The organism is Erysipelatoclostridium sp. An173 (genome assembly GCF_002160495.1).
GTDB lineage: Bacteria > Bacillota_I > Bacilli_A > Erysipelotrichales > Coprobacillaceae > Thomasclavelia > Thomasclavelia merdavium.
The window spans coordinates 1-14864 of the sequence record NZ_NFKR01000003.1 but is presented as its reverse complement, the minus strand read 5'-3'; the positions used below and the strand labels follow the sequence as shown (position 1 = coordinate 14864).

Annotated in this window: 11 protein-coding genes and 1 other annotated feature; of the genes, 9 read left to right on the top strand and 2 right to left on the bottom strand. The window is 26.6% G+C overall.

Going from position 1 to position 14864, the window contains the following annotated elements; all coding sequences use genetic code 11:
• Positions 1-207 precede the first annotated feature (207 nt).
• The 6 genes from B5F09_RS01755 to B5F09_RS01730 all read left to right on the top strand — a co-directional run bounded on the left by B5F09_RS01755 (position 208) and on the right by B5F09_RS01730 (position 8883).
• Entirely contained in the window at positions 208-597 is a 390-nt protein-coding gene (locus B5F09_RS01755) for a DUF4440 domain-containing protein (protein ID WP_087303432.1), read from the top strand.
• Positions 598-634: 37 nt separating this feature from the next.
• Positions 635-834 (top strand) — a binding site (T-box leader).
• Positions 835-873: 39 nt separating this feature from the next.
• Positions 874-2802, top strand: a complete 1929-nt coding sequence (gene metG, locus B5F09_RS01750) for a methionine--tRNA ligase (protein ID WP_087370938.1) — start codon at positions 874-876, stop codon at positions 2800-2802.
• 283 nt (positions 2803-3085) lie between these two features.
• Complete coding sequence (locus B5F09_RS01745; RefSeq protein WP_158095795.1) at positions 3086-5653, top strand: sensor domain-containing diguanylate cyclase; 2568 nt, start codon at positions 3086-3088, stop codon at positions 5651-5653.
• A gap of 10 nt (positions 5654-5663) precedes the next feature.
• Complete coding sequence (locus tag B5F09_RS01740; protein ID WP_087303328.1) at positions 5664-7223, top strand: amidohydrolase; 1560 nt, start codon at positions 5664-5666, stop codon at positions 7221-7223.
• Entirely contained in the window at positions 7224-7865 is a 642-nt protein-coding gene (locus tag B5F09_RS01735) for a YggS family pyridoxal phosphate-dependent enzyme (RefSeq protein ID WP_087370933.1), read from the top strand.
• Between the two features lie 265 nt (positions 7866-8130).
• The gene (locus tag B5F09_RS01730) at positions 8131-8883 is read left to right on the top strand and encodes a sporulation initiation factor Spo0A C-terminal domain-containing protein (RefSeq protein WP_087303332.1); all 753 of its coding nucleotides are present in this window, start codon (positions 8131-8133) and stop codon (positions 8881-8883) included.
• Positions 8884-8946: 63 nt separating this feature from the next.
• Here B5F09_RS01730 and spo0A read toward each other — a convergent pair whose 3' ends face one another.
• Together spo0A and B5F09_RS01720 are read right to left on the bottom strand one after the other, a co-directional pair.
• Positions 8947-9762 (bottom strand): sporulation transcription factor Spo0A, encoded by an 816-nt coding sequence (gene spo0A / locus B5F09_RS01725; protein ID WP_087370930.1) that lies wholly within the window; start codon positions 9760-9762, stop codon positions 8947-8949.
• Between the two features lie 195 nt (positions 9763-9957).
• Positions 9958-11076, bottom strand: coding sequence for a transglutaminase domain-containing protein (locus B5F09_RS01720; protein ID WP_087370927.1), 1119 nt, complete (start codon positions 11074-11076; stop codon positions 9958-9960).
• A gap of 214 nt (positions 11077-11290) precedes the next feature.
• Here B5F09_RS01720 and B5F09_RS01715 point away from each other — a divergent pair, with 214 nt between their 5' ends.
• The 3 genes from B5F09_RS01715 to B5F09_RS01705 form a co-directional block, all read left to right on the top strand.
• Entirely contained in the window at positions 11291-12802 is a 1512-nt protein-coding gene (locus tag B5F09_RS01715) for an LCP family protein (RefSeq protein WP_087370923.1), read from the top strand.
• A gap of 91 nt (positions 12803-12893) precedes the next feature.
• Positions 12894-14399 carry an LCP family protein gene (locus B5F09_RS01710; protein WP_087370920.1) on the top strand — a complete coding sequence of 502 codons (1506 nt, stop codon included), beginning with the start codon at positions 12894-12896 and terminating at the stop codon, positions 14397-14399.
• A gap of 253 nt (positions 14400-14652) precedes the next feature.
• Positions 14653-14864, top strand: a 212-nt coding sequence (locus B5F09_RS01705; RefSeq protein ID WP_394335294.1) for a hypothetical protein, incomplete at its 3' end; no start/stop codon positions are given.

The following is a 14864-nucleotide window of genomic DNA, read 5'->3' as shown; positions in this document are numbered from 1 at the left end:
AGATATGCAAAAGCAATATAGTAAATAAGTACAAGTATAAATATAAAATTTATTAAAAATTAGAATTATCTTGTAATTTTTGCATAGACTCTAAATTCAAATACTCATGCTTTATAATATATGAAATGAAGTGATGATTATCAAATATAATGTTTCACGTGAAACATTATATTTGATAATATGTTATAATATTGAGGGGTGGTATAAATGGAAGTAATTAAAGAATTAATTAAACAAGCAGATTTAGCAATTAAAAACGAAGATTTTGATCATTTGATGGATTTTTATAGTGATGATGCAATTTTAGTAGTTAGGCCTGGCAAAATTGCTCGTGGAAAAAAAGAAATTAAAGAAGCTTTTATTAAAATAGCCAAATATTTTGATAATAGTATTGTTCCAACTCAAGGGAAAATGGAATTTTTAGAAGCAGGTGATACAGTTTTAGTTATATCACAAACCTTACTAGATGCAAATAATGCTCAAGAAAGTGAATATAGTATGGAAAGAAGGGCAACCTATGTTTATCGTTTGATAGATGGTAAATGGTTATGTGTGATAGATAATTCTTATGGAACTACAATATTAGATGAAAATTAATTTGACTTTAGGCTTAGAGTTTGTTAAAGTTAAGAGTGGAAAAGCGAAGAAGGGAAAATGTTAAAGTAGCGCTAATAGAGACTTAGTGGCTGGTGGAAACTAAGAGTTAAGCTTTAAGTGATGGGCCCAGAGCTGTTATCTCGAATAATTAAAGATAACCGTTTAACTTGCGTTAAAAGTATTGAGTGACACATTTTTGTGTAAAAAAGGTGGTACCGCGATTATTTCGTCCTTTTAATAAGGGCGTTTTTTATTTTTAGAAAAGGAGAAGTGGATATGAAAGATAATAAAGATTATTATTTAACAACAGCGATTACATATACTTCAGGTAAACCTCATATAGGGAATACATATGAAATTATTTTAGCTGATGCAATTGCAAGATTTAAACGACAAGAAGGATATAATGTCTATTTTCAAACAGGTACTGATGAACATGGACAAAAAATAGAATTAAAAGCTAATGAAGCTGGAATTCCACCAAAACAATTTGTTGATGAAAAAGCAGCAGAAGTAAAAAGAATTTGGGATTTAATGGATACAACATATGATCGTTTCATGAGAACGACAGATGAATATCATATTAAACAAGTTCAAAAAATATTCAAAAAATTATATGATCAAGGTGACATTTATTTAGGACATTATGAAGGTAAATATTGTACTGCATGTGAATCTTTCTTCACAGAAACTCAATTAGTAGATGGTAAATGTCCAGATTGTGGTGGTGAAGTACATGATGCAAAAGAAGAAGCATATTTCTTTAAATTATCTAAATATCAAGATCGTTTAATGAAACATATTGAAGAGCATCCAGAATTTATTCAACCAGCATCTCGTAAAAATGAAATGATCAACAATTTCTTAAAACCAGGTTTACAAGACTTATGTGTTTCTCGAACATCATTTAAATGGTCTATTCCTGTTGATTTTGATCCTAAACATGTTGTATATGTGTGGATTGATGCTTTAACTAATTATATTACTGGATTAGGATACGATGTAGATGGTAATCATGGCGAATTATATAAAAAATATTGGCCAGCTGATTTACATTTAATTGGAAAAGATATAGTAAGATTCCATACTATTTATTGGCCAATTATGCTAATGGCTTTAGATATCCCATTACCAAAACAAGTATTTGGACATCCTTGGCTATTACAAGGTGAAAGTAAAATGTCTAAATCTAAAGGAAATGTAATTTATGCTGATGATTTAGTAGATATTTTTGGTGTGGATGCAGTAAGATATTATGTATTAAATGAAATTCCATATGATAATGATGGAAGTATTACATGGGATTTATTAGTAGAAAGAATTAATTCTGATTTAGCTAATGTTTTAGGAAATTTAGTAAATAGAACTATTGCAATGGCAAATAAATATTTTGATGGTGTTATTAATAATCCAAATGTTAGTGAAGCAGTTGATGATGAATTAAAAGAAGCTGCATTACAAATGCCAAAGAAAGTAATTGCTAAAATGGATGAATTTAAATCTGCTGATGCTTTAGATGCTATCTTTACTTTACTTAGAAGAACTAATAAATATATTGATGAAACAACACCATGGATTCTTGCTAAAGATGAAAGTAAAAAAGATCGTTTAGCAACAGTTATTTATAATTTAATTGAAAGTATACGTTTTGCAGCAGTAGCTTTAATACCATTTATTCCATCAACAGCTAATAAAATTTTAGATCAAATTAATACAGATAAACGCGATTTATTAGAATTAAATCAATTTGGTTTATATCAACCTGGTACAAAAGTTGTTGAAAAACCAGAAATGTTATTTGCAAGATTAGATCCAAAAGAAATTCAAAAGAAAGTAGAAGCTTTACAAGAAGTAAAGCCAGAAGTAAAAAAAGAGGAAGCTAAAGAATTAATTACAATCGATGATTTTAGTAAAATTGAATTAGTAGTTGGAACAGTTGAAGAATGCAAAAAGCATCCTAAGGCTGATAAATTATTAGTTTCTAAAATTAATATTGGAACAGAAACAAAACAAATAGTAAGTGGTATTGCTGATAAATATAAACCAGAAGAATTTGTAGGTAAAAAAGTAATTGTTGTTGCAAATTTAAAACCAGCAAAATTAAGAGGGGTAGAATCTCAAGGAATGATCTTAGCTGGTGATAATGATGATATGTTAGAAGTTATCAGTGTTGAAAACTTACCTAATGGTACTAGAATACATTAAAATATTGATGACTGAAGAGTATGTTAACATTAGTTAGCATACTTTTTTTATGACTTTAAATAGATTTTACAAAATATTAATAAAGTTCTTGAATAATTTAATAGTTTATGATTATAATCAAAATAGATAAAATATAACAACTTTATCACAAATAAAATACATAATAATTATATAAGGTGGATATTAATTAAAATCCTTTATCATAAAGCATCAAAATCGTTCATATATTCTTTCTATGCAATAATGTTTTAATTAGATCAAAATAGTGGATATGGAGGGAAGTATGTTGCAAGTAAATAGTATTTATGAATTAATGGGAAAATTTAATAACGAATATAAATCGCTTTTAGATGTCATTGATAATGTAATTGTAGTGATTGATGAAAATTATAATCTATTATATAAGAATAAAGCATTTGATAAATATTTAAATAATTATTTTATTAAAGAAATATGCGCTAAAATAAAAAAATGGAACTTTTTAAATGAAAATAAATTAGAAATATTTGAGAATTATAATGACAAAACAATTAAAATTACAGTATTAAAAATATCTAATTATCATGGTAAATTAGAAGGATATTTTTTAGTTGCTAATAATATTGATGAATTATCAAAAGATAAAAATAAATTGGCTATCGATAAAGAGATTTATCAAATTGCTTTTAAGCAAGCTAATACATATTTATGGGAATATGATATTAAAGAAAGAAGCATAAAAGCATTATTTTGCCCTGATGATGCCGTTTTACGAATCTTAGATCATAATAGAATATATTATAATATTCCTGAAAGTTTAGTAACAATGGATATTATAAGCAGCGAAGATAGTAAAAGAGTAGAAAAAATGTGCCAAGAAATGGCTGAAGGAAAACCACATAATCAAATTGAATTAAAAATGCGTAATTATGATGGAGAGTTTCAGTGGGTAAGATTAAATTGTACAACCATTTTTGATCAACAAAATCAACCGGTTAAAGCTATAGCTGCAGTAGAAAATATTAATAAATATGTTGAATTGAAAACAAAATATCAAATAGAACGAGAATATCGAGAAGTTTTAGGCAAAGATTCGTTATACTATATTGAAGTTGATTTATACAATAATAGAATTTTAAAACAGCATGTTGGAATTGATAATTTTATCACAGTAACAAATGGCAAAGACTATAGTGATTTTGTATATTCATTAGCTAATAATGTTAATGAAAATGACTATGAAAGAATCATCAAGGAATTAAGTACAGTTAATTTGTTGAAAGAGTATCAAAATGGCGAACATTATTTAAAGTTCGAATATCGGTTTTATAATCAAAAGACTAAGAAATATCATTTTGTAAAAGTATCTATTTTTCTGATTTGTATTAATGATCAGTTGTATGCATGTGAATATATTAAGGATATTAATGAAAATAAAGTAAAAGATTTAGTGATGCAAAAAAAGATCGAGTTAGATCCACTAACTGGATTGTATAATCGAAAAGCAATAGAATTTAAAATAAACCAGCTTATAGAAAAAGCTCCTGATAGTAAACATGCAATTATGATATTAGATATTGATAATTTTAAAGCTATAAATGATAATTTTGGACATTTATATGGTGATGCCTTACTTTGTGAAATATCAAGAAAATTAAAATCATTATTTAGGATTGATGATTTAATTGCGCGGTTAGGTGGTGATGAATATCTAATATTAATGAAAAATATTCCTAATATTCCAATTGTAATTGAAAAAGCAAAAAGTATTTGCCAAAGCTTAAATAAAGTGTATGGTGCTAGTGATGTGAAAATTAATATATCGGTTTCTATTGGAATTGCTTTATATCCAAATCATGGTCATAATTTTAAAGAACTATATTTTCATAGTGATCAAGCGTTATATAAAGTGAAAAACGAAAATAAAAACGATATATATTTGTATACAGGTTCAATAACTAATCATATTAAAAGTGTAAACAATAAAAAAAGAATGGTTAAACAACCTGGAAATGCAATAATAAAAAATTTAGAGGATTATATTTTTAGAATCCTATATAGCTCACAAAATCTCCAAAAAACAATTAATGCTATTTTAGAATTATTAGAGATGCACTATAATTTGAAACAAAGTTTAATAATTACAAAAGATTTAATTGATGGAAAATATAAGATTATTAGCACGTTAAAGTATGAAGAAAAAATTAGAAACAATTTAATAGAATTATTATCATCGAATAAATTGAATGAATATGGAGAGTTGTTTAATCAAAATGGTATTTTATGGATTGATAATGTAGAAAATTTAAATGATAATAACGTATTAAAAAAATTATATAAAGACACTGAGATTAAATCTGTTATTCAATGTTTAATTAAAAGTGAAAATGATATTATTGGGATAATAAGTTTAGAATATCATGAATTATACCAATTTACTAATGAAGAAAAAGAAAATCTAATAACTGCTATTGCGATTATTAATACATTTATTGTAAAAAAATATCAGGAACAGGAAAAAAATTTGTATAGTCAAATAATGCAAAACATATTAGATTTTCAAGAAAACAGTATTTATATAATTAATCCAAATACATTTCGATTGATATATGTAAATAATCGAATAAGAAAAATGTATAAAAATATTAAAATAGGTGATTATTGTTATCGAACATTTTTGTCTAAAGAACAACAATGCGAAAATTGTCCTTTAAAAGAAATGAACAAAAACCAGGAAACTTATAATAAATTAATATATAATGATGCTATAGGGGCTAAGTTACAATTATATATTAGAAGAATCAAATGGATCAATGGTTGTGATGCGGTTTCTATTACATGTATAAATATTGATAAAAAGATAGATAGTTGAGGTAATTATAATGAAAATTTATTATAATGGAAATTTATATGGTCATAAAAAGGCAACAGCATTTGTTGAAAAACATGGCAAAATTATTTTTATTGGTAATGATGATGAAGCATTAAAATATAATGGTGATAGTATTGATTTAAAGAAAAAATATGTTTATCCTGGTTTTAATGATTCACATATGCATTTAGTTAATTATGGACAAAGTTTAAGAAATCTTTTATTAGAAAATCATACTGATTCATTAGCTGATCTTCTTGGAGAATTACAACGTAATTTATTACCAGGAAAATGGCTAGTCGGGAGGGGCTGGAATCATGATTATTTTAAAGATGTTTCAAGATTTCCAACTCGTAAAGATTTAGATTCAATTAGTAAAGAAGACCCAATTGTAATTACAAGAGCTTGTGGACATATTTTAGTAGCTAATAGTAAAGCAATTGAATTAGCAAATATCCATGACCAAGAAGTTGAAGGGGGCAGTTATGATTTAGAAACTGGTATTTTTAAAGAAAATGCATTAAATTTAATCTATAATGCAATAGGCAAACCAACTGTAGATGATATTAAAGAGTCAATTATGATCGCTCAAAAAAGTTTAAATTCTTATGGGATAACTTCTGTACAAAGTGATGATTTTTTAAGTGCAACAGATAATTATCATGATGCACTAGAAGCATTAAAACAGTTAGATGCTGAAAATAAATTAACAGTGCGAGTATATGAACAAGCTCAATTTACCAATATAGTAACATTAAAAGAATTCGTTGATTCTGGATATCATACTGGAGTTGGAACTAATATGTTTAAGATTGGACCATTAAAAATGCTTGGTGATGGTTCACTTGGTGGACGGACTGCATATTTAAGTGAACCATATTATGATGATCCTACTACTCAAGGAATTCCTGTATATACTAAAGAAGAATTTAAAGAAATGTTTGATTTTGCAAATAAAAATCAAATGCAAATAGCTATTCATGCAATTGGTGATGGAATTCTTGATTGGATAATTGAAGCTTATGAATATGCTTTAGCTAACCATCCACGTCAAGATCATCGTCATGGTATTGTTCATTGTCAAATTACTCGCCAAGATCAATTGTTAAAAATAAAACAATTGCATCTACATGCATATATTCAAAGTATTTTTTTGGATTATGATAATCATATTGTTAATGAACGTGTAAAGCCAGAGATTGCTAAAACTTCTTATAATTTTAAAACATTGAAAGAAATTACTACTATTTCTAATGGTTCTGATTGTCCGGTTGAAAAACCTGATATCTTAAAAGGTATTCAACTAGCAATAACAAGAACATCAATTGATGGGACTGGACCATATTTAAAAGAGCAGTCTTTAACTAGAGAGGAAGCAATTGATTCATTTACTATTGATGGAGCATATGCTTCATTTGAAGAAAATATCAAAGGATCAATAGAAATTGGAAAATTTTGTGATCTAGTTATTCTAGAAAATGATATACTATCAGTAGACGTAAATAAAATAAAGGATATTAAAGTTCTTGCAACTATTATTGATGGAAATATTGTCTATGGAGGGATATAAATGATAGTAAATGAAGAAGCAGTAAAAGAAATATTAGCGCAAGTTAAAGGCGCTAAATTAGTAGCAGCTACAAAATATGTTGATTATCATGAAATTGAAAAACTAGAAGCTTTAGGTGTGAAGTATTTTGGTGAAAATCGTGTTCAGGCTTTTTTAGAAAAATATGAACATTACCATGGTAATGGAGAATTTCATTTTATAGGTACTTTGCAAACAAATAAAGTAAAATATATTATTGATAAAGTTACTTTAATTCATTCAATTGCAAGTTATTCATTAATTGATGAAGTTGAAAAGCAGGCTCGTAAACATGAATTAAAGATGCCAATTTTAGTGCAGGTCAATGTTGCTAAAGAAGAAAGTAAACATGGTTTTGAAGTTGAAGAAATTGAAGAAGTATTTGATTATTTAAAAAAATGTCCGCATTTAGAAGTAAAAGGATTAATGATGATGGCACCAAATATTAATCATGAAGAAACACGTCTTTATTTTAAACAAACTAAAGAATTATTTGATGACTTGAAAAACAAGTATCCAGAATTTCCAATGAGTGAGATTTCAATGGGAATGTCAAATGATTATCATGAAGCCATGGAATGTGGAGCAACATTAGTTAGAATTGGTAGTGCATTATTTAAATAATAAAATAAAGTTTATGGATTCAAGAGAAATTTTGAGTCCTTTTTTTATAAAATTATTGTGAATTTTTTTTATACACATAAGTTTTATATTCTAAACCACAAAAATTTGTTATACTTTTTTTGTTAGCCAGAAAGGGGGAAAATAAATAATGGGGATATTGAAGAAAATTTTGCTAATATGTAAATTTTTAGAAATTTAGTAAGAGATAAAAAACAGGGATAAAGTAAAGAGTGAGGAGAAATGTGGATAACATTGAAAAATTAAAATGGACAGTGAAATAACTATAGTAATATTGACAGAAGATCAAGAATTAAGAAAAAATTTGATAGGTAAGATTAAAGAACGGGAAAAATATGTTTTAAAAGCAGATTTTGATAGTGGCAGTGATTGTATAAATTATTTGTCAAGTAATAGTTGTGACTTATTAATTGTTGATTTGATATTAATGGAAATAGATGGACTTGGAATTGTTAAAAGAGTTAAGGAAATCAATTATAATGCGTTTCGAAATATTATTTGTATAAGTAATTTTAGTAGTGGAATGATATTTGATCAATTAGAAAAATTGAAAATTGATTATTATTTCAAAAAACCGTTAAATTATAATTATTTTATGGAAATTATAAAAAATATTGTAAATGCAACAACAATTAACAAGATCGAATATAGTTCTAAAATAAATAATGAAAAAAGAGTTCATGATATATTAATTAAAATGGGAATGCCACGTCATTTAAGAGGCTTTTATTATTTAGTTACCGGGACTACAATGGTGATTGAAAATATTAATCTTTTAAGTGAGATTACTAGAGAGTTATATCCCAGAATTGCTAGAGCACATGGAACAACAGCTTCACGTGTTGAACAATCAATTCGGCATATAATTAAGAATACCTGGGAAAATGGAGATCAAGATGAATTAGATGATGTATTTGGTTATAGAATCAATCATCGTCCGTGTAATTCAGAGTTTATCTCAACGATTGTAGATAAGTTATTATTAGAAATTAGACAATAAAAATAAAGAATCAATGGAGATCTTTCATCTCATTGATTCTTTCTAAAAAGATAACTATAGATTTTATAAATAACTATGACGACTTGCGGCTTTGGTTTGGTGTTCTAAGCGCAATTTGTCAGCAATCATAGCAATAAATTCAGAATTAGTAGGTTTAGATTTAGCAGCACTAACAGTATAGCCAAAAATATCATCAATAGCATCAGTATTACCACGATTCCATGCAACTTCGATAGCATGCCGAATTGCTCTTTCAACTCGTGAAGCAGTAGTACTGTATTGGCGAGCAATATCTGGGTATAATACCTTTGTAACTTGTCCTAATAGTTCAATATTATAATAAGTAGATAAAATAGCGGTTCTTAAGTACATATAACCTTTAATATGAGCAGGGATTCCTACTTCATGTAATATATCAGTAATTTCATTTTCAAGTTTAATTTTTTGATATTTTTCAGATTCATCTTGAGACATCATTTTTATATCTTCTAAAGATACTTTCATTACTGAATTTAAAGTAGAGATGAAATAATTAATATCAAAAGGTTGCTTAAAGCAATAACTAACATTTAATTTTTCTAACGTTTCACAGATCAAAGGATTTGTAAAACTTGTGATGCATACTACTTTATTATATGCACGATTGTTAATTTCTTTTAGTTTGTTTAAAACACCGATACCATCAATATTACTTAACATTAAATCAATAATCAGTAAATCGCAAGTATTATTAGATAAATAATTTAAACAGCTAACAGCACTATCACTATTACCAATAACGGTAAAATTATTAGTGGCCAATAAGCTATCCTTAATATTTTTCAATAAATCTTTGTTTTCTTCTAAAATGTACACTGTATACTTTTTTACGTCTGTCATCTTTGTATTCCCCTTTCGTTTTAGTGACAAAATTTATTATATTTATACAGTTTAAAAGAGAAAAGGGTTTAGAAACAGATAATTCTTGATTTAGAAAACTAGCTAATATAGTTCCTTAATACAATAAAGTTTTCGTTAAAATTCGTGAAAAAATCTCGAAAATTTAATTAAAATAACGACCGTTGTCGAGAAGCATTAAGGCATTTTAAAAATTAAAATATTTAAAGAATCTAAGTAAAAATATTGAATCGAATAAGAGCCAGAGGCATATTGATTATATAAATCAAACATTTCTTCGTTATCAATTAAATTAGTTTTTGCTTGTTGATAACAACTATCACTAAATTTAAATTCCATCCAATTAATACCATTATTACGATAATTGCGTACCATTATTTTTAATTGATTTAAATCATAACTTTCATTATAGTAATTTTCATAATCAAAATAGCAGTACTTACCATTAATTGTATTTTTATAATCACTTGTAGGTTGATAAAGTTTTAACATTGTATCAGAATCAAACATAAAATATGAGTACATTGTAAAAGCATTTTGTTCATCAACATAATCACCCCAGGTAGCATCAAGATAATAGTAATCACCATCAAGTTCAATTAAATTCCAGGCATGACTAGAATTATCACTATCATTCAAAGCTTTACCAACAATATAAGCAGAATTAATATCAATAGCTTCACATAAATATTGAATGGCTTTGACATAACCACTACAAACAGTATTACCATATATTAAAGCACTTGTAATGTATTGATTATCTTTAGCCCCATCAACATAAGTATTTTTTTCGATAACATAATTATAAATAGCTTTTAATTTATCGTAGTCGCTACTATTAGAATCCAATGAACTAATAAATTGATTACGAATATTTTCTAGTTGTTTTGTTAGTTCTGTTACTTCATCTTGATTATAGGTATAAATTGGTTTGTAATAACAGACATCAACTTGATTTTGTAATTCAAAATAGTTGAAATAAAATATTTCTGGGTGATCGTATAGTACATATTCGTTAATACTTACTATTTGTTCATAATCCGCTGAAGGTAATTCAATTTTAGATTGATAGTTAATTAGACAGTTATAAATACTAGTATAAATATCCTTTTCTTTAGTAGATAAATTATTGTAGTAATATAAATAGCTAGTATCATCATTAAATTGATCATTATCAATATCAATATCAATATTTTCTTTGGAATCTGTTTTTTCTTTTTGGACAGGTGCTTCAAAAAAATTACAACCAGTTAATGAAAATAAAGCAATGATAATAATTATTAAAAGTTTTTTCATTTTGAATTAGCTCCTTTTGTAAATAGTCTTTATATTAGTATATCATAATAATAAATTATATAGATATAATCAGTATATTTTATATAAATATTAATTTATATAAATAAATTCTTACAAATTTATTAAATTTTTTCATAATTTCGCCATAAATTTGTATTATAAAAAAGAATATGATATTATTTAACGGTAAAAAGTACTAAAATAGGAGGCTTCTATGAAGAAAAAAAATAAGTTTATAAGTTTTATAACTTCGAAATACTTAATTTTAGCGGTTCAATTGATCGCAACAGCAATTTTTGTATATTTTGTGTACCAGTTAAAAGTGGTGCCAACTAAATACTTTATTCCTGGATGTATAGGATTAGTTTTACTAATTATTATTTTCTTCTTTATTATGAAAAGTGGACAGAAGAAAATAGACAAGGGTCTACGTAGTAAAAGATCAATAATTACTAAATTAGTGAGTTTATTGGTAAGTATCCTATTAATGGTAGCTTCTACATTTGTAGTTAGAGGAAACGATTTTTTTAATCAAGTAAGTGAAGCAACTACGCAAAATTATCTTGTTTCTGTAATTACAATGAAAGATCATGAAGCAACAAAATTAAAAGATCTTGATGGAGCAAATTTTGGTGTATCATATCAATATGATACAACAACAGTGACAAGAGCAATTGCCGATATGGAAGAAGAAATCGGTGAACAAAAACATATGAATAGATATGAAGAATATAGTGCTCTAGCAGATGCTTTATATAATGGTGAAGTTGATGCTATTATTGTTGGACAAGAATACGATGCAATGTTAGAAATCAATCATCCAAGTTTTAAAGATGAAACTAAAGTAATTAAATCATATGAATATGAATCTAAATTAACAGTTAATACAAAACAAACAAATGTAACTGAAAATACATTTACTGTTTATGTTACAGGAATTGATACATATGGTTCAGTAAATACTGTTTCTCGTAGTGATGTTAACTTATTAGTAACTGTTAATCCTGTTGAAAAACAAATTTTAATGACTAGTATCCCTCGTGACTGTGAAATTAAATTAAATAAAAACGGTGAGATGGATAAATTAACGCATACTGGTATTTATGGTACGGCAGAAACAATTAGTACAATTGAAGATTTCTTAGATATTCAAATTAACTATTTTGCACGTACTAATTTCAGTGGAATTACTAATATCGTTGATGCATTAGGTGGTGTAACAGTTAATTCGGACTATGCTTTTACGACACTACACGGTAACTATGAAATTGTAAAAGGTGAAAACGAAATGGATGGCGATAAGGCATTATGTTTCGTTAGAGAACGTTATTCATTACCAAATGGCGATTTTGACCGCGGTAAAAATCAACAAAAATTATTAGAAGCAATGCTTGATAAAGCAATGTCAGCAAAAATTATTACTAATTTTGATAATATTTTAAGTGCTATTGAAGGAACATTTGAAACTGATATGTCAAGTGAAGAAATTAGATCATTACTTAATATGCAGCTAGATGATATGGCTGAATGGGAAGTATTTGATATTCAAGTAACTGGAGAAGGTTACATGACAGACGAAACTTACTCAATGTCAGGATCTAATGTATATGTTATGAAACCGTATAGAAAACAAGTTAACTTAATTAAAGATGTTATTGATAAAATCGAAGCCGGAGAACGTATTAGCAAAGATGATATAAAAGATATAACAGATTATGAAGGTTAGAGCTTTTGATTAAGCTCTAATTTTTTTTACAAATATAGCTATATTATGACATTACATTATGTTATTATATAAGGTGCAATGAGGTGAAGATATGAAACGAAAAAAGAAGAAAGGAATATTATCTAAGCTTTTATCTAAAGGAGTTATCTTAACTTTTCAATTAATAGCTTCTATTGTATTCTTAGCATATATATATAGTTTAAAGATGTTACCATTAAGATATTATTTAATCCTGGTGGTAATTTTATTAGTCTTGTTTTTAGGTGAAGTTATTTGGATAACTTCAGGTGCTCGTAAAAAAAGACGTACAGGCAAACGCTTTAGAATTTTTATTAGTAAATTTACAAGTGTCTTACTTTCAATATTTATGATTACAGTCAGTGTTTTTGCTGCAAGAGGAAATGACTTTATTAATAACATTACAAATGCATTTACTCAGACAAGAGTTATCGCTGTATATGTAATGAAAAACAGTGATATTGAAAAAGTTGAAGATTTAAAGGGAAAAACTATTGGTGTTGAAAATAAAACTAGTGTTTCTAATATTACTGATGCACTAGCTCAAATTCAAGATCAAATTGGTAGCGAACCAAAGAAAAAAAATTATGATGATTACGCTGTATTAGCAGACGCTTTATATGAAAATGAAGTTGATTGCATCATTGCTGATCAATCATACTTAGGAATATTAGAAACTAATCATGAATCTTTCAGCGATGAAACTAGAGTAGTTTACCAAATGGAAGTAGAAGAAAAAATAAATACTGTAACAACTAAAACAGATGTTACTGAAAATTCTTTTATCGTTTATATTACTGGAATTGATACTTATGGATCAGTAAATACTATTTCAAGAGCTGATGTTAATTTACTTGTTTGTGTTAATCCGGTTGAAAAACAAATATTAATGGTAAGTATTCCACGAGATACTAAAGTTAATTTACACATGAATGGTAAAATGGATAAGATTAACCATTCGGCGATGTATGGAATAAATGAAACGATTCAAACGTTAGAAGATTTCTTGGATTTAAAAGTTAATTACTATGCTAAAACTAATTTCTCTGGTGTAACTAATATTATTGATGCATTAGGTGGTGTAACAGTAAATTCAGATTATGCATTTACAACATTGCATGGTAATTACAAAATTGTAAAAGGTAAAAATCAAATGGATGGCGATAAAGCATTATGCTTTGTTAGAGAACGTTATGCTTTACCAAATGGCGATTTTGATCGTGGTAAAAATCAACAGAAATTATTAAAAGCTATTATCGATAAGGCAATATCACCTAAAATTATTACTAATTACAATAATATTCTGTCAGCTGTTGAAGGAACATTTGAAACAGATATGGCTAGTGATGATATCAAAGCATTAATAAATATGCAACTAGATGATATGGCAGAATGGGATATGTTCAATGTTCAAGTAACAGGAGATCCTGAATATACGTACAAAACATATTCTCAAAAAGGACAAAGAACATATGTTACTGCTCCTGATAAAGATAAATTAGAAGATATCAAAAATGTAATTGATAAAGTTGAAAATGGTGAAAAGATTTCTAGTAAAGATGTAAAAGGATTGCAATAAAAATTATAAGTAACAAATTAGTAAATCTAGTTTGTTACTTTTTTATATTTATTGCTTATAAAAATGAGATAAATTTGAGATAATATATAGTATTTTATATGCTATAATATAACTGTCTTTAAAATAACTTTGGCATATTAAACAATAAAAATTATTTAAATATTATAGTAATGGAGTGTTAATATGAAATATGCCAATAAGATGTTTTTTAATAATCAAACTTATTTATCTTTAGTAACTGGTGGTGCTGTCTATGGATAATTACACAGCTACAGTTATTAATCAATCAATTATCAATAATGATTCTAAAAGTGTAAAGCTTGATGAAACTTGTAAAGTTCTTCTTAGTGATACCAAGATATTAGCACATATTTTAAAATATGTCGTTGATGAATTGAGTGATTTTACGATTGAGGAAATCCAGGAAATCATCCCAGCTAATATTAATCATGAACCGGTATTTCC